Origin of the sequence: Pseudoalteromonas carrageenovora IAM 12662 (genome assembly GCF_900239935.1) — a bacterium.
GTDB classification, from domain to species: Bacteria; Pseudomonadota; Gammaproteobacteria; order Enterobacterales; family Alteromonadaceae; genus Pseudoalteromonas; species Pseudoalteromonas carrageenovora.
This window is the reverse complement of the sequence record NZ_LT965929.1, coordinates 59,345-81,823: the sequence shown is the minus strand read 5'-3', so window position 1 is coordinate 81,823 and position 22,479 is coordinate 59,345. Positions and strand designations below refer to the sequence as shown.

The window sequence follows — 22,479 nt, the reverse complement described above, 5'->3', positions numbered from 1 at the left end:
CAAAAAAAGCGCCTTAAGCGCTTTTTTTCATTTTACTTAAAAAGTAAAATTATACAGCTGTGATGTTATCAGCTTGAGGACCTTTTTGACCTTGTGAAAGAGTGAACTCTACACGTTGGCCTTCAGCTAAAGTTTTGAAACCTTCGCTTTTGATTGCTGAGAAATGTGCGAAAACGTCTGGGCCATTTTCTTGCTCGATGAAACCAAAACCTTTAGACTCGTTGAACCACTTAACTGTACCTGATACGATGTTAGACATTGTAATATCCTGATATAAAATAAAAAATATGCTCATGTGAGCGGGTGTAGCAAAAAATGAGATGGTACTTAAAAACTTCAGGACGGTACTACAAGTATTACTTATACAACAACGAAATGGAGATTTATAAATTACATGCTTTCTTTCTAGCTGCGGCCCACTATATAGAGTTCGAATATTTTGTCAAGCATTTAAAGCTAATTAAATAACTACGAGTAGCTAATAATATTAATCTCAATTACTAATATATAAAAACAAGTAAGTATCTGTAATTACATTAAAAGTGGTAACAGCTACAGTAAATCAGCCACCACACTTTGATTACGACCGTGTTCTTTTGCATGATAAAGGGCTTTATCGGCACACTTATATACTTGGTCAATATCGTTACTATGATCTGGCCAAGTTGCTATACCTATCGAAATAGTAATGTAGCCAATAGTATCTATTTTTGATGATTCAACAGTGGTACGTAAGCGCTCTGCAATTTTAAAAGCACTTTGGCTGTCTTCGTTAGGCAGTACAAGCACAAATTCTTCGCCGCCAATACGTGCGACAATATCGTCTTTCCTTGATAATTTTTTAATGATGTTTGTTAAATAAACAAGTGCTTCATCACCTTTATCATGGCCAAAGGTATCGTTAACTCGTTTAAAAAAATCGATATCAATTTCTAAAATAGCAAAGGTTGTTTGTTTAAATATAAGCTGATTTAGCAAGCCATTTAGGCTTCTTCGATTATGTGTTTCTGTAAGAGGATCTGTTTGCGCATCGTGGCGAAGCTGTCCTATTTGCATTTGCAGTATATTAACCCCTTTTAACATTGCTAGTTTCAATCTATGGCTTTCAAAATACCAAGATTTAACTGCTTTTAATTTTTCTAAACTTTGCGGATCGTCAAGGGTATCTGCATTGTCGGCTAAACGTTTTAGTGGCCTTGCAATGAAATGCGCAAATAAACCGATAAATATAAACGTAATCAATGCCATAGGAATTGTTCGTTTAACCACTTCAATCGTTAATATATCCAGTGAAGAAAGTGTTGTTTTTAAAGGTCTCTGCGCTACGATTCCCCAGCCAGACAACGCAACAGGTGCATAGCCTGCTATCATTGGCTTGCCAACACTATTAACAACCAGTGATTTACCTTGCCCACCGCTAACCACGTCATCAATTACGCTATTACTATTTACTACGTTACCAATTCTTGTAGGCTCTGGATGATAAAGTATTCGCTTACTTGAACTTACAACATATAGGTATGAGCCACCTTTATAGTAGTGTTGCTCTAAAAGCTCATTTAAAATATTCTTTTCTTTTAAATATAAAGAGCCACCAACGTAACCTATGTAATTAGCTTCTTTATCAAATAATGGGTGCGATATAAATACAATTAAATTGCCCGCAGCCGACATATAGGGCTCACTAATTAGAGGCCGCTTTTCTTTTAAAGCCTCTATAGCTCCTGGGGAGTTAATTGCTTTTCCTATAATTTTTTCAAGTAACGGTGAAGTTGCAGCAATAACACCATGTACATTAATAACAACAGAATTAAAGCTGTCTGTTTGGTGATTTAATCTAATTACTTCTTTGCTTAATAGCTTTGAATCACTCGCTGACTGCTCAATAACTTTTGCCGAGTAAGCAAGTTGCTGTAGAGCTGCTTTTAAAAAGTTATCTGTTGCAGATGCCAATTTTTGAGCATAGGCTAAATTACTATTTAATGTATATGTAGTTAACTGCTCTTTTTGAACCTGATAAGTAGAGTAAAAACTTCCCACTAGTGTGCTCATTGCAGCAGAAAATGCGAGCAATAATATAAGAAACCTTAAATTTAAAGCAGGTAATAATTTTTTAATCAAAACGCTTCCACAACTCGTTATTAATAATACATTAAAGTGTAAAAAAGCCGTCAATTATAACTCTTAGCTGAATATTTAGCCATTAATTATACTATCTATACTTTACTAAAAATCGTTAACAATACGCGCTTTGCAGTTGCGCGTAAAAATAGATAAGCTGCGTGTACTTATCTAATTTTATTTAGCTTTGGAGAATATTTTGCTAAATAAGTATGTTGTATCGTCTCTTGTTTTTTTATCTGGGTGCTTAATGCCATTACAATCTTCTTTTGCTAAATCAGCACTTTCTCTTGAACAGCAACTTGGCCAAAAGTTAATACTCGACTTTCGCTACTACTGTGAGCAAGGATCAAGCAAGCAATGCCGTACCCCAATGACCAGTTTGCCAAGCGAGCTTGCTAACGTAATAACAAAACACAATATTGGTGGTGTTATTTTATTTTCTGAAAATACACAATCAATTGAGCAAACAATTACGCTTAATACACAGCTACAAACTGCTGCAAGCAAATCAAGCAGTAAGTTGCCGCTATTTATATCAATAGATCAAGAAGGCGGACGTGTAGCGCGTTTACCCCGTGATGTAGCCACCTCCTTTACAGGTAATATGTCGATTGGCGCAACCTATAAAAAGCACGGTATTGAATACGCAACAAAAACGGCAACAGTGATAGCAAAAGAGCTTTTATCATTAGGGGTTAATGTTAACTACGCGCCTACTGTTGATGTAAATATGAATCCAGACAACCCTGTGATAAATGTTCGCTCCTTTGGTGAAAATCCTACACTGGTTGGCAAACTAGGTGCAGCTCAAGTTGCTGGTTTTGAAAGTAATGGTGTTATTACCTCTTTAAAGCACTTTCCTGGGCATGGTGATACAAGTGTCGATAGCCATACAGGGCTACCTCAAGTAAACCATTCAAAAGAGGTTATTAACGAGCAAGATCTAGCGCCGTTTAAACATATTATTGCTAAGCAAAATCCTGGCATGATAATGACAGCACATATTCAATACCCGCAACTCGATAGCAGCACCTTTGTAAGCGTTGATGGTAAAACCATGATTAAACCCGCCACTATGTCACGAACTATCATTACAGATATTTTGCGAGACGAGCTTAACTATCAAGGAGTCGTAGTTACAGATGCGCTTGACATGGCGGGTATTAGCCACTTTTTTACGCCAACTCAAGCGGTTATAAATACCTTTGCGGCAGGTGTTGATATAGCACTTATGCCTATAGAAATAAGAACACCCGATGATCTAAACAAATTAGATGAGCTAATTAAAGAGCTTGTCGCGGCTGTAAAGTCAAAACAGCTCGATGAACACGAAATAGCACAATCTGCGAAGCGTATTACCTCTCTTAAAAATAAATTTAGATTAAGCACTAATTTTGATCCTATTCCCGCGCTTATTAATGCAAAGCAGATTATTGGCAGCACAGCTCACCGCGCAATAGAAGCAGATCTTGCCGTAGAGGCAATTACGCAAGTAAAAAATACTGATAACACCTTGCCACTAAAACTAAAAAACGCACAGCGTTTGCATATTATTATGCCCGACACGCGCAAATGTATGGCAATGCAGCAAGCAATTGAAACTATCAGCGAGCAAGTATTTACCTATACTTGTTCTAGCTTACAAGGATTTGATCCCGAACAAGCTGGCAGGCAAATAAAATCTGCTGATGTAGTTATTGCCGCAAATGCTACACCTAATCAAAGTGCAGTAGAAATTGGCGGAATGGACGATTTAAAAGATGACCCTAATTTTGCTCTTAGTACTGCACAGCAACCTCAAGCGCTTGAATCATTATTAAAAATGGCTAAGCAAAGTAATAAAAGCACCGTGTTTATCAGTTTAAGAGCGCCTTACGATATTGCTACGTATGGTGAATATGCTCAGGCAGTACTTGCATCATACGCGTACAATATTGATATAGATGAGGACGAGAGGGTTTCTGGCCCCGCTTTTACAGCGTTAGCAAAAGTATTGCTTGGTAAAGAGCAAGCAAATGGCGTTTTACCTGTCACAATTAAACCGCAAAAGGCGCACTAACATGAAACTAAATTGCGATTTAGGCGAAAGTTTTGGCTCATGGAACATGGGCTTAGATGACGATGTAATGCCGCATATTAATATGGCTAACATTGCCTGCGGTTTTCATGCAGGTGACGCTGATGTAATAGCTAAAACTCTTAAACTTGCTAAGCAGCATAAGGTACAAATTGGTGCTCACCCTAGCTACCCTGATTTACAGGGTTTTGGGAGGCGCTCAATGAACCTTAGTGAAGTAGAACTTACTAATTGCCTGCATTATCAAATAGCGGCTCTTGAAGGGATGGCAAAAGTGCAAGGTTTAACGCTTAGCTACGTTAAACCACATGGCGCACTTTATAACGACATGATGGCTGATGAGCAAATGTTACAAACGGTTATAAATGCTATTGCCAACTACCCTAGCAAATTAAAATTAATGATTTTAGCTACTAAAAATGCCGATAAGCACACTAAAATAGCTAAAAGTTTAGGCGTTGAGTTAATACTAGAGGCCTTTGCAGATAGGCAATACACCGATGACGGACATTTAGTATCACGAACGCTTGAAGGCAGCGTTCACAATAAAACAGCATTACTAGAGCAAGTAACTCAGCTTTTATCTGATGGTAGCGTAACAACTCGCTCGGATAAAAAACTAACGCTCAACGCACATAGCTTATGTGTACATGGCGACAATGCAGACGGTATAGCGCTTATTAAAGATATTAAAGCACTGTGCGAATCAGCTGACTAAGTCTTTACATTACCTTTAATTGAAGCTGTAAACCCCCTTTACAGCTTAACTCATAGAGTTTTATAAGAGCTTCACCGCATCTCCCTTTTAATCCCTGAAAAGCTATCATATAAATACATTTAGAATGATAAAAATCACAACAGGGATCACAAATGAAAAAGTTTTTAGCGCTTAGTTTTGGCAGTAGCCTCGTTTTAGGATGCAGTAATTTAGCCTACGCTGAAACAAATACACTGCAATTACAAGACGTATTCAATTTAGAATACGCCAATCAAATAGATATGACCGAAGACGGTAAAACGGTTTATTTTGTTCGTAACCGTATGGATATAAAAACCGACCGTAAAATAGGTAATATTTGGTCTGTTGATTATAAAACTAAGCAATTGCAGCCATTAACTTCTGGCGTGCATATGGATTACTCGCCAGTGCTTTCTCCAGATGGTCAGCGCCTTGCTTTTATATCTACCCGCGATGGCAGTAGCCAAATTTATATGAAGTGGCTAAAAACCGGTGCAATAGCAAAAATTAGTAACTTAACAAGCTCCCCTCGTGCTATTTCGTGGAGCCCAGATTCAAGCCAGCTTGTTTTTAGCATGTTTGTTCCAAGCAACTCTTCGGCGCCAGTAAGCTTACCGGGAAAGCCAAAAGGTGCAACGTGGGCAGAGCCAGCAAAATTTATTGACGATGTTTACTACCGAGCAGATGGTGGCGGTTATACGCAAAAAGGATTTAGCCAGCTTTTTGCCATAGATGCCAACGGTGGGAATGCACAGCAACTCACAAATGATGAATTTGATAACGCTGGCGATGTTAGTTTTAGTAAAGATGGGAAATCACTTTATTTTTCAGCAAACAGACACGAGCAAAACTTACTTAAACCAACCAATAGCGAAGTGTATAAACTTAATTTAAATACCTTAGCTATTGAGCCAATAACTGATAGAAATGGCCCTGATCAGCAACCTAAAATCTCTCCCGACGGTCGTTATTTAGCGTACACAGGTTACGATGACAAACGCACTAATTACGAAAATACCCAGCTTTATATTCGTGATTTAAAAACGGGTGATACAAAAAGTTTAACCCCTAATTTTGATAGAAGCGTTGGGAAAATTAAATGGAGTGCTAACTCAAAAGGTGTGTACTTTAGCTATGCCGATAAAGGCCAAACCGCCCTTGCCTATCAACCTCGAAGCGGTAAACGTAAAGTAATCACTGAGCAAATTGGCAGCGTTGCTTTTGGTCGCCCTTATTCGGGTGGCGACTTTGATGTGAGTGAAGATGGTGATGTCGCTTTTACGTTGGGAGATACTCAACGCCCAGCAGATATAGCTAGCGTTAAACGAGGTAAAGCTGAGCGTTTAACAAACCTAAATGCCGATGCACTCGATACCAAGCAATTAGCTAAAGTTGAAGAAATATGGGTTAAATCAAGCTACGATGAGCTGCCTATTCAGGGCTGGATTGCGTACCCGCCTGAGTTTGATAGCAGTAAAAAATACCCACTAATACTAGAAATACACGGCGGGCCGGTTGCTAATTATGGTCCTCATTTTAGTGCTGAAGTACAGTTATTCGCCGCCAAAGGTAATGTAGTTTTATATATGAACCCTCGTGGGAGTGATTCATACGGTAAAGAATTTGCTCAAACCATACACCATAATTACCCAAGCAACGACTTTGATGATTTAATGACCGGCGTTGATGCAGTAATAGAAAAAGGCTTTATAGATGAGTCTAAGTTATTTGTAACAGGTGGCTCCGGCGGTGGTGTACTAACAGCATGGATTGTAGGCCACACTGACCGCTTTGCAGCAGCGGTGGTTGCTAAACCCGTTATTAATTGGATCAGCTTTGTACTAACTGCTGACTTTTATCCATTTTTTGCCGATTACTGGTTTCCGGGTAAACCGTGGGATCACATTGAGCACTACATGAAGCGCTCACCAATAAGCTATGTAGGTAATGTAACTACACCAACCATGCTGCTTACTGGAGAATCTGACTACCGTACACCAATATCAGAAACTGAGCAGTTTTATCAAGCGTTAAAACTACAGGGTGTTGATACAGCCATGGTGCGTATTCCTAATGCGTCTCACGGTATTACTACCCGCCCATCTAACTTAATGACCAAAGTAGCTTACATTCAATGGTGGTTTGATAAGCATACTAAATAACCTAATTTCAAAATAATAAATCTATAGTTCAAATAAAAGCCACTTTAAATAAGTGGCTTTTAAATTTACTGCTGTAGCATTCAAACTGTAAACCCCCTTTACAGTTTTATGGCAGACAAATATCGGACTTAGCTAAAACTTCAGTTAGTAAAATTTCGGTTTATACTATTTTAACTAGTTTGAGTTAGTAAAAAAGCGGTTTGAGCCACTGTTTATAACCTCTCAGTTAGTAAAATTTTGTTTTATAGCAACGAGAAGTTAGTAAAAAATCGGTTTATAAAACACATTTAGTCTTTCCATAAATCTAAAATTAGTAACTTATCGGCTTTTTAATGCCCAACAAAGGTCCTTTACGGTAAAAATTAGCGTTAAAAATGTGTTTTACACCGTGTTAGTTAAACTCTGATCTGTAAATTTACTCAGATAGTTAAATCGTGATCCAAAATAATTTGGTTAGTTAAAGTATGATCTGTAGCTGTACGTCAGTGACGTAACTTTATTTAAAATAATAAAAAAGGGCCTACCGGCCCTTGAGTAACACTATCTAGTTAGGAATTTAAAATTGGTTCATGGTGTTATCTTCACCACCTGCTTTAAGTGCATTATCACCCGAAAAGTACTCTTTGTGAGTATCGCCAATGTTAGAACCAGCAAGATCCTGATGCTTAACTGACGCCTGCTCACGGCGAATTTCTTGGCGCTGTACATCACGTACATAAGCCAGCATACCCATGTCACCAAAGTAACCTTCAGATAAAATATCAGTGCTTAGTGCAGCAGTATGATACGTAGGTAATGTGATTAAGTGATGGAAAATACCGGCTTCACGTGCGCCATCGCGCTGGAAGTTTTGTACTAGCAAGTCAGCTGCTTGAGCAAGCTCAGTGTCATCCATTTCTGGTGCCATTAAACCTTTGTTGTCACCTAAGCTTGGGTAAGCACTTAAGTCACGACCAGCTTCTTGCCATTCTTGGTACACTTGCTCGCGGAACTTAAGCGTCCAGTTAAATGAAGGAGAGTTATTGTATACAAGCTTAGCATCAGGTACTTGCTCTTTAACGCGATTTACCAGTTCTGCAATTTGTTTAACATGTGGTTTTTCTGTTTCAATCCACAGTAAATCAGCGCCCGACTGTAAGCTAGTAATACAATCAAGTACTACGCGGTCTTTTTCAGTGCCTTCGCGGAACTGGTATAAACCATTTTCAAGACGAGTTGGTTTACAAAGCTCACCGTTAATTTTCATTGCGGTATCACCTTCATTTAAGTCATCTACCCCATTAATAGGTGTAGTTTCTAAAAAGGCGTTGTATTGGCTAGCTAAATCACCAGGCGTTTGAGATACCGGCACTTTTTGTGTAAGGCTTGCACCTAACGAGTCGGTACGTGCCACAATAATACCGTTATCAATCCCTAGCTCTAAAAATGCGTAACGAACAGCATTAATTTTTGCTAAAAAGTCTTCATGCGGTACGGTCACTTTACCCGCTTGGTGGCCACATTGTTTAGCGTCAGACACTTGGTTTTCAATCTGAATGGCACACGCGCCGGCTTCAATCATTTTTTTAGCAAGTAAGTAGGTTGCTTCTTCGTTACCAAAGCCAGCGTCAATATCGGCAATAATTGGCACTACATGGGTTTCAAAGTTATCGATTTTATCAAGCACAGCTTGTACATCACCACCATTTGCTTTTGCTTCATCTAAATCGTTAAACAAATGGTCTAGTTCACGTGCATCAGCTTGTTTTAAAAACGTATAAATCTCTTCAATTAATGCAGGTACCGATGTTTTCTCGTGCATGCTTTGATCGGGTAATGGGCCAAATGCAGAGCGAAGCGCTGCAACCATCCAACCACTTAAGTAAACGTAACTGCGTTTAGTTGTTTTTTGATGACGCTTAATAGCCATCATCATCTGCTGCGCAGTAAAACCATGCCAGCACCCTAAAGACTGTGTGTATTGGCTTGTGTCTTTATCGTATGCAGCCATATCTTCACGCATTACGTCGGCTGTGTATTGTGCAATTTCAATCCCAGTACGAAAGCGGTTTTGTAAACGCATGCGGCTTGCATACTCTGGGTTAATTGCTTTCCACGCATTACCTTGTGATTGGCAAAGGGTCGCTAGAGTGTCTGTTTCGTGTGTGTACGTTGTCATAATAAAAATCCTTCGAACGGGTCTATAAATTATTTTAATGTTGTGAGAGTGGCTAGGAGTGTGTGCTCCGTTTGCTTAATTCAACATTAGGCTCATTTTTTAGATTTAGTAAATTTATAGTTGTTATTACGGCTATATATTTTATGAATGAGCAAAAAGCACTCAACACTGTATTTATGCGGTATTGTTTGTTTAACACACACTTATAAAAACAACACACGGCACCGTTTAAGGAAGGTAATTATGACTCACACTCTCACACACTCAGGGCTAAGCGTAGATACACAGCTAGCTGACTTTGTTAAAACAAAGCTACTTCCAGGTACTCATTTATCAGAGCAGCAATTTTGGAAAAGCTTTGCAAATATAGTGCAAACACTGACGCCAACAAACCGTGCACTACTTGAAAAAAGAGAGCAATTGCAGCAGCAAATAGACGACTACCACTTAAAAAATAAATCGTGGGACAGCGCTGCATATCACTCTTTTTTACAAGAAATAGGTTACTTGGTAAAAGAGCCTGAAAATTTTAGTATTGAGACTCAAAATGTTGAGCCTGAAGTCGCACTTACAGCTGGCCCACAATTAGTTGTGCCTGTTAGTAATGCACGCTTTGCGCTTAACGCAGCAAATGCTCGTTGGGGTTCATTATACGACGCTCTATACGGCACAGACGTGCTAAGTGAAGAAGACGGCGCCGAAAAAGGCAGCACATATAACCCAGTGCGCGGCTTTAAAGTAATGGCTTATGCACGCCAGTTTTTAGATAAAGCATTACCGCTAAGTAATGGTTCGCACATTGAAAGCACTAATTACTCAGTAGTTAATGGCAGCCTAGTTATAACGCTTCGCGACAGCTCGCAAACAACGCTTGCTAACCCTTCACAACTTGTTGGCTTTAAGGGTGAAGCACAAAACCCAAGCGTTATTTTATTAAAAAATAATGGCCTACATTTAGAACTACAAATAGACCATCACCACCCTATTGGCCAAGCCGATAAAGCTGGCTTAAAAGATGTCGTACTCGAGGCCGCTCTCACTACCATAATGGATTGCGAAGACTCTGTAGCCGCAGTTGATGCCGAGGATAAAGTACAAGTTTATAAAAATTGGTTAGGCCTTATGCAAGGTAATTTAACTGAGTCATTTAAAAAAGGAAATAAAACGGTAGAGCGCACCTTACAAAGCGATAAAACATACACAGCTCTTGATGGTGGCACAGTGACCTTAAAAGGCCGTAGTATGATGTTTGTACGTAATGTAGGCCATTTAATGACTAATCCGGCTATTTCTGATATTTACGGTCAGCCTGTATTTGAAGGCATTATGGATGCAATGTTTACAGCCACAGCAGCCCTGCACGACTTAAACAAAAAAACAGGCATTAAAAACTCAAGCGCGCAAAGTATAAATATTGTAAAGCCAAAAATGCATGGCCCCGACGAAGTCGCCTTTACCAACACATTGTTTAGCCACGTAGAAGAGGCACTCGGTTTACCTAAAAATACACTTAAAATGGGCATTATGGATGAAGAGCGCCGCACCTCTGCAAATTTAAAAGCCTGTATACATAGAGCTAAAGAGCGTGTTGTATTTATTAACACCGGCTTTTTAGATAGAACCGGAGACGAAATTCATACCTCAATGCATGCAGGAGTTGTATTACCAAAAGCTGAGATTAAAAAGCAGCCATGGATCCAAGCATACGAAGACCGTAACGTAGATATTGGCCTTGCTTGTGGCTTAAGTCACAAAGCACAAATAGGTAAAGGCATGTGGCCAATGCCAGATAAAATGGCACTAATGATGGAGCAAAAACTTGCGCACCCGCAATCTGGTGCCAATACCGCATGGGTACCCTCCCCTACGGCGGCGACCTTACATGCAATGCATTATCATGATGTAAATGTATTTAACAAGCAACAAAACATAGCGACACGTGCACAAGCAAGCCTTAGCGACTTACTTACGCCACCATTAATGGACAATGTTACAACGCTCTCAAAAGAAGATATTCAAAGTGAGCTTGAAAACAATGCACAAGGCATTTTAGGTTATGTTGTACGTTGGATAGACCAAGGGATTGGCTGCTCAAAAGTGCCCGATATAAACCATGTAGGTTTAATGGAAGACAGAGCTACACTGCGTATTTCAAGCCAACATATGGCTAATTGGCTTCACCATGGGGTATGTACGCAGGCTCAAATAGAGTCAACAATGGCTAAAATGGCTAAAGTAGTTGATGGCCAAAACGAGCACGACAGCGCTTATAAACCGATGGCAAGTAACGAGCTATCACTTAAAAATAGCATTGCTTATCAAGCAGCTCTCGCTTTAGTTTTAGAAGGTGCAAAACAACCAAGTGGTTACACCGAGCCATTACTGCATAGCTACCGTATCAAATATAAATCACAGCAAAGCTAATACACTTTAACGTTACTAAACCGGCCTTGGAGCTGGTTTTTATAACCTGAAATTAAAATATTTGTACTTTTATGACATTTGTAAAAGATATATCCAAATAAGCATAATATGCATGAATATCTAACATTTATTCAAACGTAAAAAAGCGCGTTTTGCTTACACAAAACGCGCTTTTTTAATATTTTTAGGAGTTTACTCTAATTTTTTACAATAGCATTGTGATAAATATTTTGTACATCGTCACAATCTTCAAGCATATTTATAAACTTATCAAAGTTAGCAATCACTTCTTCGTCTTCAATTTCAATATTAACTTGAGGAATAAACGTTATTTCGTCTACTTCAAAGTTAATGCCTTCAAATGCGTCTTCAAGGGCAGTTTTAGCTTTAAAGTATTCTGTTGGCGGAGCAAAAACCGATACTTTACCATTCTCGCACTCAACATCGCTCACATCTACATCGGCCATCATTAGTGCTTCTAGTACAACTTCATCGTCATCACCAGCAAAACCAAGTACTGCATAATGATCAAACATATGTGCAACACACCCAGGAGTACCAATTTTTGAGTCTGTTTTAGTAAACGGTAAGCGCACATCTTTTATTGTACGGTTTGGGTTATCTGTTAAGCAATCAACAATAACCATGCAATTTCCAGGGCCATACCCTTCGTAGCGAGCAACAGAGTAATCTTCCCCTGCCCCACCGGCTGCTTTTTCAATTGCTTTTTCAATAACGTGTGCTGGAACTTGGTCTTTTTTAGCTTTTTCGATTAAGCGACGTAGTGTTTGATTAACTTCAGGATCGGGTTCGCCATTTTTTGCTGCAACGTAAATCTCTTTACCGTACTTTGAGTTTATTTTTGTTTTTGCGTTGGCTGTTTTGATCATAGAACTTTGACGAACTACAAATGCTCTGCCCATTTTGTGCCTCTAATGAATACGTTACCTTTTGCCATATTTTATCAATTTCAGTCGTATTGGGCTAGTTATCAAATTTAAATAATGCAGCTCTATTTGTTGAATAAATAAAACTGCACACTATTTAACATAATTCTATTTTTTTAGAGTAGCTGTCTACCAAAGTCACTAATTCTATAAAATCATGTAAAACATAATCTGCTTGGTCGGCGTATGCTGGAGTGGTATCAGGAGCGTATAAACAAGCGCGCATATTCGCATTATGTGCAGCTTGTATATCGTATAGAAAATCCCCTACGTACAATAAATTGCTAGGGCTTATATTCCATAGTGTAGAAATTGCATTTAACGCACTCGGATCGGGCTTTGCTGGCGCATCACTTCGGGTTAATACTGTTTCAATAGGGAGTGGGTTATTTTGTAGCTTAATCGCAGCTGCTTTATCAAAATTGCGAGTAACAATAGCCATAGGAATTTTTTTTGCTTTTAAAGCATTAACGGCATCAGCCACGCCCGGTAAAATACTGGCATGTTGAGCATCTATTAACTCGTGTTGATGAACAATATTCATTGCCTCCTCACGCATATAAGGGGATGGCAACTGAGCAATGTAATCAAGTAAATCTTGTTCACAAGGGCAACCAATCTGAGCTTTTATTAACGAAAAATCTAATTCTGACGAAACTAGGGTTCCATCTAAATCAAAAATAACACCATAAATAGCCTCTACCTGAGTAGTCATATCATTCCCTGAATTTAGTTAGTACTAAATGAAATTTAAACATAAAAATCTCTACTGCTTATGCCTTTATATAAAAGGATAAATGAAACCATATTTAAATTATTTATTTTCACCGCTATCAATCTATTGATAACACAGTAAATATAATTGGTAATTGTAGCATGTGCAAGAAAAGGTAAATATACAAACTGAACTACCAATCTTTACGCAAATTTACACATAGCAGATCAAAAATGAACACAGTTTAAACGTATAAAGAAAACGCGCACATTAACTGCAGTGCGCGTCGGTTGGGAAAGTATTAAATATTAGTTTTGCTCAAAGCGGGCTTCAAGCCAAGTATCGTCTTGGCTAAAGTTAAGGGTTTTAATTTTTCCTTTACCTTCAACGTTTACCATATTTACCTGAGATGGCCATAAATCACGCAGTGCGCCATTACTCATTTTTATACCCTTAATCCCTTTAGGAATGGCTGCCTCTTGGTATACCCAAAAAAACTTACCATCTACTTGTGCTCCAACAGAGTTAAGCTTCAAAGTTTCACCGCTGAGCGTTTTTAAAGCCACGTGCGATTCAACATATTTAGCAAAACGCTGCTGATCAACTTTATTGCTAATAATATCAACCTTGCCTTCAAATAATTTACCTACAGCATGCTCGGTGTCATGTAAGTAAAAGCGATGCATAAGCTCAATATTACTCGTACGTTTATTAAAAAGCACAGTAGTAACTGATGACTTTAATTGATGCGCCATACTTGGCGCAGCAACTAAAAGGCAAACAATAACAAGCAAAAAGCGCATTACTGTTGCTCCTCACCGTCATCCTTTTCGTCTTTTTTCTCGTCCGTTTTAAGCTCAGTTTTAATATCTTGCATGATATCGCGGCTAACCTTAGCTTTACTCTTTTCCTTTTTGAATACTTCTATACGCGAAGGAATAATACGACGAGGGTAGTTATTGTTCTCAACATCCACATCTGCAGTTTCCCAGCGTGGATCAACAGTTACCGAAACAAGTGGTTTGTTCTTATCAGTAACAATTAGCTTTTGAACGTTTTTGTAATTACGACGCCAAATTTCAGCAGGAATATAACGCTCTTCAGTAGTGCCATCTTCATAAGTTAGCTCTAACAAAATAGGCATTACCAAACCACCTAGGTTTGAAAATTCCATAACATAATAGTTTTTATCTTCTTCAAGCGCGCGGTCTAGCGTTTTACGCTCCCAAGGCTCTAAACCTTTTAAGAACTTGTTATACGAGTTACGCTCTTTATTGGTAACAGTAAAGCGGTCGTTTTCGTCGTAAAAATCTGTGACGTCAGTATTTTTCTCAACCCACGTTTTTTTACCTTCAGCGCGATTGCGCTCAACAAATAAAGACGTTGGCTTATCGGCTTCAATATCGCGTAGGCGGCTGTAGTCAATATCTGGGTTTTTAGTGTCTAAACGCAGTTGATAAACTTTATCCAGCGAAATATCTACATGGTCTGTGGTGTAAAACCAACCACGCCAAAACCAATCTAAATCAACACCAGAGGCTTCTTCCATGGTACGGAAAAAATCTGCTGGAGTAGGACGCTTGTATTTCCAGCGCTGAGCGTACTCTTTAAATGCAAAATCAAATAAATCGCGACCTAAAATAACTTCACGTAAAATATTAAGTGCAGCAGCAGGTTTAGTATAAGCATTTGGACCTAAACGTAATACGCTGTCAGACTGAGTCATTACAGGTACTTGGTTTTCAGACTTCATGTAGCTCACTATATCGCGTGGCTCAACGCCCCAAGGAATCGTAGGATCCCATTCACGACCAGCAACGCCATCTAAAAAGCTATTTAAACCTTCATCCATCCACGTCCATTGGCGTTCATCTGAGTTAACAATCATAGGGAAGTAAATATGGCCAACTTCATGAATAACTACGCCAAGTAAAAAACGCTTTTCAGCTTGCGAATAAGTACGCGTACCATCGTCCTGTAGCTTCGTACGCGGACCGTTAAAGGTAATCATTGGGTATTCCATACCACCCACTGGTCCATTTACCGATTGAGCCACTGGGTATGGGTAATCAAACGAGTACTTAGAGTACACTTCCATCGTATGCACTACAGCTTCGGTTGAGTATTTTTTCCATAAATCGCCACCTTCTTTAGGGAAGAACGACATAGCCATTACGAGCGGTTGAACGTCGCCGCCTTGCTGATACCCTTTTGCATCCCACATAAACTTACGAGAAGACGCCCAAGCAAAGTCACGTACATTTTCTGCTTTAAAGTGCCAGGTTTTAGTTTTGTCGGTGCCTTCTTTTTCGTTTTCTAACGCTTCTTCTTCAGTAACGATAAACACAGGGCGTTTTGACGTTTCTGCTTTTTCTAAGCGATTACGTTGAGTGCGTGTAAGTACTTTACTTGCGTTATCAAGCTTACCTGTTGCCGATACAATGTGATCTGCAGGAACCGTAATTTCTACGTCGTAGTCACCAAATTCAAGCGTAAACTCACCAGAACCTAAAAACGGTTTGTTAGTCCATGCTTCGTAATCTGTGTAAGCAGCTAAACGTGGAAACCACTGAGCAAGTAAAAATATATCGTTGCCATCTTCTTCAAAGTGCTCGTAACCAGAGCGTGCGCCAACGGCATCTTCTTCTACAATGTTAAAAGCAAAGTTCATACTAAACTCAGCTTCTTTGCCTGGCTTTAATGGCTCGTTTAAATCAATGCGCATTAATGTATCAACAACCGTTACACGTAACTCTTTGCCATTGTCATCTTTAACGCCACTAATTGTATAACCCAGTTCGTTATCGCTCATAAACTGCTGACGGCGAAGCTCACCTAAACTTAACTTAGCTGGCTTTTGCGCAGGTAAGCTATTAAGTGTGCTTTTAAAAGTTTTAGTTGTTTCAGCAATAGAGTCGCTTTTAAATATATTTTGATCTAGCTGTAACCACAAATATTTTAATGTATGTGGCGAGTTATTTTTATATTCAATACTTTGGCTACCAGTAATACGGCGTTTTTTTTCGTCTAGCTTTACATCAATGTCGTAATTAACACGTTGCTGCCAATAATTTTCACCCGGCTCACCGGCTGCACTGCGGTAAACATTAGGTGTTGGAAGAGCTTCGTCTAATTGACGAAACTTATCAACGTAAGAGCCTTTTGTTTGCTCAACTGAAGACGCCATAGCTGCACTAGATATTGCCAACGGCAATACAAAAGCACTTAGCGTAAGACTTATTTTTTTCATTGTTAGTCCTAAAATAATTTTGTGAGCGTACTTTGACAAATATACCTTCAAGCTTCAATAAATTAGCGACCAAGTACCGTATTTTTAGGGTGATATACGCCTATTTTTAAGTATAAAAAAATACAGTTATTTTGTAACAAAATGCAACAAGCTAAAAAGTGTAAAGGGGGTTTACAAAACTCAGAAGAGTCCACGTATCAAAACAGGTACACACCTTTGAATTTACTTGCTTCAGGCCTAATTCATAGTAATAGCTTAAAGTTAAATTAAGTAACGTGTTAAAGGGGCAACGTATGAAATTTTACATCGTAAAAAAAGATCATCAGCTCGAAGCAATCCCTGCTGAAAAATCATTACTTGAACGCTACGAAGCTAACCAATATTCGTATGTTAATGTGGTGTCGGCATGCGACAAGCAAGATGCGCTCAAACGCTTACCTACTGAACAAAAACACAGTAAAATGTGGCTAATAATTGGCGCAAATATTGCGGTGTTTTCATTAATTTTAACTATTTATACGATAAATTAAAAATAGTGTAATTTTAGGTTGATCTTTGTTGCTGTTTGTATTTAAAATCGCCCACCTTTTTATTTGAGGCAAATAAATTCGTCACATTTATCCTCAAATTTGTATCGATTACTAGTAAGAAATGCGGTGGGCTTATGGATTTTTACATCCTAAAAAAACAACAAGAACTAATTGCAATCCCAGCAAGTGAGAACAACTGCAAGCAGTATCTCGATTCAGGTTATTTTTATATTGATAAAGTAGCGGCCTGTAACGAAACAAACGCACTTAAAGCATTACAAGCAAAGCAAACTAAAACGTTAAAATTACCATTATTAATGGCACTTTTAGCTTTACCGGTTATTTTTGCAGCGTGGTATAACTTAACCTAGCGCTAAAGCACGCCCAAGGCTTGCATCTTTAACTGCCTTGGGTATATTGGCGCTCTTACGGTTTTATTAAGAGCGCGACATGAAAGTCCTCCACACCTCAGATTGGCACCTTGGCCAACAATTTTACGAACACGACCGCCGTGTAGAGCATCAAGCATTTTTTACCTGGTTACTTGCCACACTTGTTGAGCAGCAAATAGATTTATTATTAGTTGCAGGCGACATTTATCATACGGCAACACCAAGCGCTAGCGCCGAAAACCAACTTTATCAGTTTATAAAAGACGTAAAAAAGCAGTGCCCACAATTACATGTGGTTCTTATCGCGGGCAACCATGACTCTGCAAATCGTATTTTGGCGGCTCAGCCTTTGCTTGCTCAATTTGATACACACGTAGTAGGGCGTTTTGATGTATCAGCGCCTAGCGATATTATTATAGAAATAAACACTAATAATAAACGCGCTGTAATCGCCGCTATGCCTTTTTTACGCTCAAGCGATATAAGTTCACTAAGCCAAACAAAAAACGGCCCTAGCTACGCACAAGGCGTTGCAAAAGCTTATGAGCTTGCCCTTGAGCATGCTTATAAAATTAATGAGCAAAATTCACCGTTAATAGTTATGGGCCATTTACATGCTAAAGGCGGCGACATATCAAGCGATTCAGAGCGTAACTTAGTGATAGGCGGGGAAGAATCAATTTCAGCCAATGTATTTGGCAGTAAAGCCAACTATGTCGCTCTAGGCCATTTACACAAAGCGCAACAAGTTGCTAAAAATGACGCTATTCGCTACAGCGGCACGCCTATTCCTATGTCGTTTTCAGAGCGTAATTACACTCACCAAGTTAATATTATCGAATTTAAAAGCGATGAAAAACAGAGTATTAGCACAACTGTAAACCCCCTTTACATTCCGCGCTCAGCCGATGTTATTATTTTACCAAAAGGGGAGTCTGTGCCATTAGATGAACTGTGCGAACAAATTAAAACCCTCGATACAGCGCAAAGTACATTAGCGCCATATTTACGCGTAAAGCTTAAATCAAGTGATACCGACACCACTTTCAGAGAACAAATAGAACAAGCACTTGAGGGCAAAAATGTAAGATTTTGCGGTATCGAACGAGTACGTGAAAAATCAGCAACAGACGACAACGAGTCTGTGTTTGAAGATTTAAGTGAAGTTGAAATGCTAAATCCACAAAATTTATTAGAGCAAGCATTCGCAAATGATAAAGATATGGCCGGGCAAAGTGTACCCGATGAACTAAAAGCACTTTTAAGCGATGTTATAAATGAGCTGACGGAGCAAGAGCAACTATGAAAATAACCGCAGTACGCATACATAACTTAGCATCTATTGTTGACGCCGAAATCGACTTTACTCAAGCTCCACTAAAAGATGCGGGCTTATTTGCTATAACCGGTGACACAGGCGCGGGTAAAAGTACCTTTTTAGATGCCATTTGTTTAGCACTTTACACAAAAACAGCACGGCTAAAAGGCGATAAAGGTAACCTGATTGATTTTAATGGCGACAGCATAAAATTAAACGATGCACGTAACTTATTGCGCCGAGGAAAGTGGGAAGGCTTCGCAGAAGTTGACTTTGTTGGGCAAGACAAACAACTTTACCGCGCGCGATATTCAATCCAGCGCACCCATAAAAAAGTAACGGGTAAATTAAAAGTAGCTGAGCACACGTTAGTTACCTTGCCAGATGAAACCCTCATAGCCGACAAAAGCCAAACCATAAAAGAAATAGAAACCAAAATAGGTTTAAGCTTTGAGCAATTCTCCCGCGCGGTATTATTAGCGCAGCACGAATTTGCTGCCTTTTTAAAAGCCACCGGCGATGAGCGCGCGCAATTATTAGAATGCTTAACGGGCACCGACAAATTTAGTCTTATTGGTAAACGTATATTTGAGCGCAACAAAGAATTAAAAGATAAATTTGATTTACTTCAAGCAAGCCTCGCAAGCTATACCTTATTAAGTGAAGACGAATTAGCAGTAAAACACACCACGCTTAATGAGCTAAAACAGCAAATAGAAGATACTAAAAAAGCGCTAATAAGCACAGAGCAAAGTCTAAACTGGTATAAGCAAGCCAGTGCACTTGAGCAAGCACTTGAAGAAGCCACAAAAAATCAGCAGCATGCTAATAGCGAGCTTGAAGCAATTGCACAGCAAAGCGAGCAAGCAAAACAAGCACAAAGTGCGCTAGAAATAAAAGATAACCGTAAGCGACATGAGTATTTAACGGCGCAAAATAACGCCCTTAATACACAAATAACTGACTTAAAAAATATTGACCATGCCGCGCTTATAGAAGAGCAGGCCGCAACACTTAAAACAAAGCAAAGCGAGTTAAAAACAGCGCAAGAGCAAAAGCAATCTGCTGAGCCAATTATTGCAAAAGCCCGCGAGCTAGACAGCCAGCTTGCTATACACGCACAAAGCATTACTAGCCTTACTCAGCAACACGACAAAGAGCAACAGCAATTAAGTGATTTACACGCGCAACATAAGCAAAGCCAAACCGCGCTTGACGAAGCAACTAAGCTAAACACGCAGCATCAGCAATGGCTTGCTGATCACACGCAGCTTAAGCCATTAGCAAATGATTGGAATTACTACCTACATAGCTTTAATCAGTATCTAAGCGCTAATGAGCAGCTTAAAGCAACAGCTGCTCAAAACCAGGCGTTACTTACTGAGCAAAGCAAACAGGCAGAGCTTTTAACAACGCAAAATAAAAAAGTAGAGCAGCAAGAGCAGCAACTAAGCCATGATCAAAAAAACCTAAACGAGCTGAACGAGCAACAGCGCCAATTTAATATTGAGCAATGCGACAGCGAACTTAAAAATATTGATTATTTAAAAGAGCAGCGAATACGCTACGCACAATTTACCCAAGAGCTTAAGCAAAGCACACAAGCGCAAAATAACATTGCAGCTAAACTTAGCCAAAGTGAACAACAGCAGCACTCGCTTTTACAAAACCTAGCAACGTGCGAGCAAGCACTAAAACATAACGAATACGCGCTAAACCAAGCTCGCCTGCGTGCCAGCGAAAACGTAGAGCATTTGCGCACACAGCTTAACCCTAACGAGCCCTGCATAGTGTGCGGTGCAACTGAGCACCCCTATGCTACTAACCAAAACTCGCAATTAAACAACTTAATAGCCGATTTTGAAGCCAGCTATACTAATGTAAAAAAGCAGCACGATAGTGCCCAAACGCAGTTACACACGCATCAAACACAGCATGCCGTACTCGTTAACGAACACGCTCAGCACGGACAAACCATTCAAACGCTCAATGCTAAACGAAGCGAAATGAAAACCACCATGGAGGCTGCGCGTACTCATCTAAATGCACTTACAGCAGAGCAGCTAGATGAAACCTATAAACAGCTTAATGAGCAAAAAGCGCAGTATTTTGAATCGCAAAAACAACAAAATTCCCTGCAAGAAAAAGTAAACCAACAACAAAACTCACTAAAAGCAAAGCAACAAACACAGCAACAATTGCATAATTTAAATAGTGATTTAACCAATAAACTAAGCCAAATAAATACAAAACACGCTGAGCTAACGTCGCAAATTAGTGAGCTCACTACAACGCTTAATGCACAATTTGAACACAGCAACTTTTGGCAGCAACTACAAACAGGCTCACTTAACTTAAGCGATTTAAGCCAGCAGGTTGAGCAGTATCAGCAAACACATGCGCAACTTGAGCAAAGCCAAAAACAAATAGACACTGCTAATCAGCAATTGCAGCAACTTACGCCGCTAATTACTAAAAGCGAGAGTGCACTTAAAACACTAAAAGATGATTTAGTCAGCGCTCAGCAGCTACAAAATACAATACAAAGTGAGCGCCTTGCGTTATTTAATAACGAACAAATAAGCGCAAACGACTATCAAGCAAAAATTAATGCACAGCTTGAGCTGTGCCAAACACAGTTAAACACGAGCCAGCAAGCTTATGATAGTGCTGTAAAAAAACGAGACGAGCATGCAATTGAGCTTAAAAACGCAGAGCTTCGATTAGCCGAGCAAAGCACAGAGCTTACAACCCTTGATGCGCGTTATAAGCAGTGGTTTAGTGACTTTAAAGCCCAGTATAATGAGGCAACGCATGAGCAGATCACAATTTTACTAACGTTAAGCAGCGAGCAAATTAAAGCCCATTTAACCCAGTTTGAGCAGCTTTCAGCTGCACTTTTAGATGCAAATGCTGCGCTTAAACAGCAACAAAGTGCGCATACAGATCATCAAAATACTAACAAGCCATCACAAAGCCACACAGAACTTAGCGAACAATTAGCGGCATTAAATACAAAGCAAACTGAGCAGCAAAATAGTTTACTTGCCACTAATACCGCCATAGAGCAGCACAATCAAAATGCTAAAGCACTTGAAGGTAAACAAACTGAGCTCGCTACCCTTAAAAAGCAAGTAGAGCAGTGGCACCTACTTAATAAGGTATTGGGCGATGCAACAGGTAAAACCATGCGTAACTTAGCGCAAACACAAACGTTAAAAATATTACTGCATTATGCTAACAGCCATTTAAAAACCCTTAACAAACGCTACGAGCTCACAGCCATTGCGCAATCGCTCGATATTGCCATTATTGACCGCGACATGGCCGACGAACAACGCTCGGTTAATACGCTCTCTGGTGGTGAGTCATTTTTAGTATCACTGGCGCTGGCATTAGGGCTTGCATCGCTTTCGTCAAATAAAGTTCAAATCAACTCTTTGTTTATTGACGAAGGGTTTGGTACGTTAGATAGCGAAACACTCAGCGTTGCTATGGACGCGCTCGATTCATTACAAGCACAAGGCCGCAAAGTAGGGGTTATATCGCACGTGAGTGAAATGAGCGAACGTGTAGCCACGCAAGTACATGTAAGTAAACAAAGTGGTGGATACTCCACTGTTGAAGTTTTATAAGCTGATTA

Annotated in this window: 15 protein-coding genes; 8 read left to right on the top strand and 7 right to left on the bottom strand. The window is 39.5% G+C overall.

What is annotated here, in order from left to right; genetic code table 11:
• Window positions 1-49: 49 nt before the first annotated feature.
• Together ALFOR1_RS16750 and ALFOR1_RS16745 are read right to left on the bottom strand one after the other, a co-directional pair.
• A complete protein-coding gene (locus ALFOR1_RS16750; RefSeq protein ID WP_002959120.1) occupies window positions 50-259 on the bottom strand; it encodes a cold-shock protein in 210 nt (69 codons plus the stop codon).
• Window positions 260-552: 293 nt separating this feature from the next.
• Window positions 553-2,040 carry a sensor domain-containing diguanylate cyclase gene (locus tag ALFOR1_RS16745; RefSeq protein WP_425274160.1) on the bottom strand — a complete coding sequence of 496 codons (1,488 nt, stop codon included), beginning with the start codon at window positions 2,038-2,040 and terminating at the stop codon, window positions 553-555.
• A 331-nt stretch (window positions 2,041-2,371) separates the two neighbouring features.
• Here ALFOR1_RS16745 and ALFOR1_RS16740 point away from each other — a divergent pair, with 331 nt between their 5' ends.
• The 3 genes from ALFOR1_RS16740 to ALFOR1_RS16730 all read left to right on the top strand — a co-directional run bounded on the left by ALFOR1_RS16740 (window position 2,372) and on the right by ALFOR1_RS16730 (window position 7,102).
• On the top strand, window positions 2,372-4,183 hold the full coding sequence (locus ALFOR1_RS16740; protein ID WP_104643740.1) for a glycoside hydrolase family 3 protein: 1,812 nt from the start codon (window positions 2,372-2,374) through the stop codon (window positions 4,181-4,183).
• A gap of 1 nt (window position 4,184) precedes the next feature.
• Window positions 4,185-4,919, top strand: coding sequence for a 5-oxoprolinase subunit PxpA (locus ALFOR1_RS16735; RefSeq protein WP_104643739.1), 735 nt, complete (start codon window positions 4,185-4,187; stop codon window positions 4,917-4,919).
• A 152-nt stretch (window positions 4,920-5,071) separates the two neighbouring features.
• Window positions 5,072-7,102 carry a S9 family peptidase gene (locus ALFOR1_RS16730; RefSeq protein WP_104643738.1) on the top strand — a complete coding sequence of 677 codons (2,031 nt, stop codon included), beginning with the start codon at window positions 5,072-5,074 and terminating at the stop codon, window positions 7,100-7,102.
• Between the two features lie 556 nt (window positions 7,103-7,658).
• Here the strand turns inward: ALFOR1_RS16730 and ALFOR1_RS16725 are convergent.
• On the bottom strand, window positions 7,659-9,260 hold the full coding sequence (locus ALFOR1_RS16725; protein ID WP_058550440.1) for an isocitrate lyase: 1,602 nt from the start codon (window positions 9,258-9,260) through the stop codon (window positions 7,659-7,661).
• Between the two features lie 243 nt (window positions 9,261-9,503).
• Here ALFOR1_RS16725 and ALFOR1_RS16720 point away from each other — a divergent pair, with 243 nt between their 5' ends.
• Complete coding sequence (locus ALFOR1_RS16720) at window positions 9,504-11,684, top strand: malate synthase G (protein ID WP_104643737.1); 2,181 nt, start codon at window positions 9,504-9,506, stop codon at window positions 11,682-11,684.
• 197 nt (window positions 11,685-11,881) lie between these two features.
• Here the strand turns inward: ALFOR1_RS16720 and ALFOR1_RS16715 are convergent, their stop codons facing one another.
• From ALFOR1_RS16715 to ALFOR1_RS16700, 4 genes are all read right to left on the bottom strand, one after another.
• The gene (locus ALFOR1_RS16715) at window positions 11,882-12,607 is read right to left on the bottom strand and encodes a YebC/PmpR family DNA-binding transcriptional regulator (protein ID WP_058550438.1); all 726 of its coding nucleotides are present in this window, start codon (window positions 12,605-12,607) and stop codon (window positions 11,882-11,884) included.
• Between the two features lie 121 nt (window positions 12,608-12,728).
• Window positions 12,729-13,346 carry an HAD family hydrolase gene (locus ALFOR1_RS16710; RefSeq protein WP_058550437.1) on the bottom strand — a complete coding sequence of 206 codons (618 nt, stop codon included), beginning with the start codon at window positions 13,344-13,346 and terminating at the stop codon, window positions 12,729-12,731.
• Window positions 13,347-13,654: 308 nt separating this feature from the next.
• A complete protein-coding gene (locus ALFOR1_RS16705) occupies window positions 13,655-14,149 on the bottom strand; it encodes a DUF6702 family protein (RefSeq protein WP_058550436.1) in 495 nt (164 codons plus the stop codon).
• On the bottom strand, window positions 14,149-16,596 hold the full coding sequence (locus ALFOR1_RS16700) for a M1 family metallopeptidase (protein WP_104643736.1): 2,448 nt from the start codon (window positions 16,594-16,596) through the stop codon (window positions 14,149-14,151). The genes ALFOR1_RS16705 and ALFOR1_RS16700 overlap by 1 nt, the downstream gene beginning before the upstream one ends.
• 293 nt (window positions 16,597-16,889) lie before the next feature.
• On the opposite strand from ALFOR1_RS16700, the gene ALFOR1_RS16695 reads away from it, so the two are divergent.
• The 4 genes from ALFOR1_RS16695 to ALFOR1_RS16680 all read left to right on the top strand — a co-directional run bounded on the left by ALFOR1_RS16695 (window position 16,890) and on the right by ALFOR1_RS16680 (window position 22,471).
• Complete coding sequence (locus tag ALFOR1_RS16695; RefSeq protein ID WP_058550434.1) at window positions 16,890-17,126, top strand: hypothetical protein; 237 nt, start codon at window positions 16,890-16,892, stop codon at window positions 17,124-17,126.
• 134 nt (window positions 17,127-17,260) lie between these two features.
• A complete protein-coding gene (locus tag ALFOR1_RS16690; RefSeq protein ID WP_058550433.1) occupies window positions 17,261-17,497 on the top strand; it encodes a hypothetical protein in 237 nt (78 codons plus the stop codon).
• Between the two features lie 79 nt (window positions 17,498-17,576).
• Window positions 17,577-18,824, top strand: a complete 1,248-nt coding sequence (locus tag ALFOR1_RS16685; RefSeq protein WP_104643735.1) for an exonuclease SbcCD subunit D — start codon at window positions 17,577-17,579, stop codon at window positions 18,822-18,824.
• A complete protein-coding gene (locus ALFOR1_RS16680; protein WP_104643734.1) occupies window positions 18,821-22,471 on the top strand; it encodes an AAA family ATPase in 3,651 nt (1,216 codons plus the stop codon). The genes ALFOR1_RS16685 and ALFOR1_RS16680 overlap by 4 nt, the downstream gene beginning before the upstream one ends.
• The last annotated feature ends 8 nt before the right edge of the window (window positions 22,472-22,479 follow it).

Excerpts from the sequence above, each read along its gene's own strand:
- ALFOR1_RS16725 (WP_058550440.1), bottom strand. The coding sequence starts at position 9,260 with ATGACAACGTACACACACGAAACAGACACTCTAGCGACCCTTTGCCAA.
- ALFOR1_RS16735 (WP_104643739.1), top strand. The coding sequence starts at position 4,185 with ATGAAACTAAATTGCGATTTAGGCGAAAGTTTTGGCTCATGGAACATG.
- ALFOR1_RS16740 (WP_104643740.1), top strand. The coding sequence starts at position 2,372 with ATGCCATTACAATCTTCTTTTGCTAAATCAGCACTTTCTCTTGAACAG.
- ALFOR1_RS16690 (WP_058550433.1), top strand. The coding sequence starts at position 17,261 with ATGGATTTTTACATCCTAAAAAAACAACAAGAACTAATTGCAATCCCA.
- ALFOR1_RS16750 (WP_002959120.1), bottom strand. The coding sequence starts at position 259 with ATGTCTAACATCGTATCAGGTACAGTTAAGTGGTTCAACGAGTCTAAA.
- ALFOR1_RS16710 (WP_058550437.1), bottom strand. The coding sequence starts at position 13,346 with ATGACTACTCAGGTAGAGGCTATTTATGGTGTTATTTTTGATTTAGAT.
- ALFOR1_RS16705 (WP_058550436.1), bottom strand. The coding sequence starts at position 14,149 with ATGCGCTTTTTGCTTGTTATTGTTTGCCTTTTAGTTGCTGCGCCAAGT.
- ALFOR1_RS16730 (WP_104643738.1), top strand. The coding sequence starts at position 5,072 with ATGAAAAAGTTTTTAGCGCTTAGTTTTGGCAGTAGCCTCGTTTTAGGA.
- ALFOR1_RS16680 (WP_104643734.1), top strand. The coding sequence starts at position 18,821 with ATGAAAATAACCGCAGTACGCATACATAACTTAGCATCTATTGTTGAC.
- ALFOR1_RS16685 (WP_104643735.1), top strand. The coding sequence starts at position 17,577 with ATGAAAGTCCTCCACACCTCAGATTGGCACCTTGGCCAACAATTTTAC.
- ALFOR1_RS16700 (WP_104643736.1), bottom strand. The coding sequence starts at position 16,596 with ATGAAAAAAATAAGTCTTACGCTAAGTGCTTTTGTATTGCCGTTGGCA.
- ALFOR1_RS16715 (WP_058550438.1), bottom strand. The coding sequence starts at position 12,607 with ATGGGCAGAGCATTTGTAGTTCGTCAAAGTTCTATGATCAAAACAGCC.
- ALFOR1_RS16720 (WP_104643737.1), top strand. The coding sequence starts at position 9,504 with ATGACTCACACTCTCACACACTCAGGGCTAAGCGTAGATACACAGCTA.
- ALFOR1_RS16695 (WP_058550434.1), top strand. The coding sequence starts at position 16,890 with ATGAAATTTTACATCGTAAAAAAAGATCATCAGCTCGAAGCAATCCCT.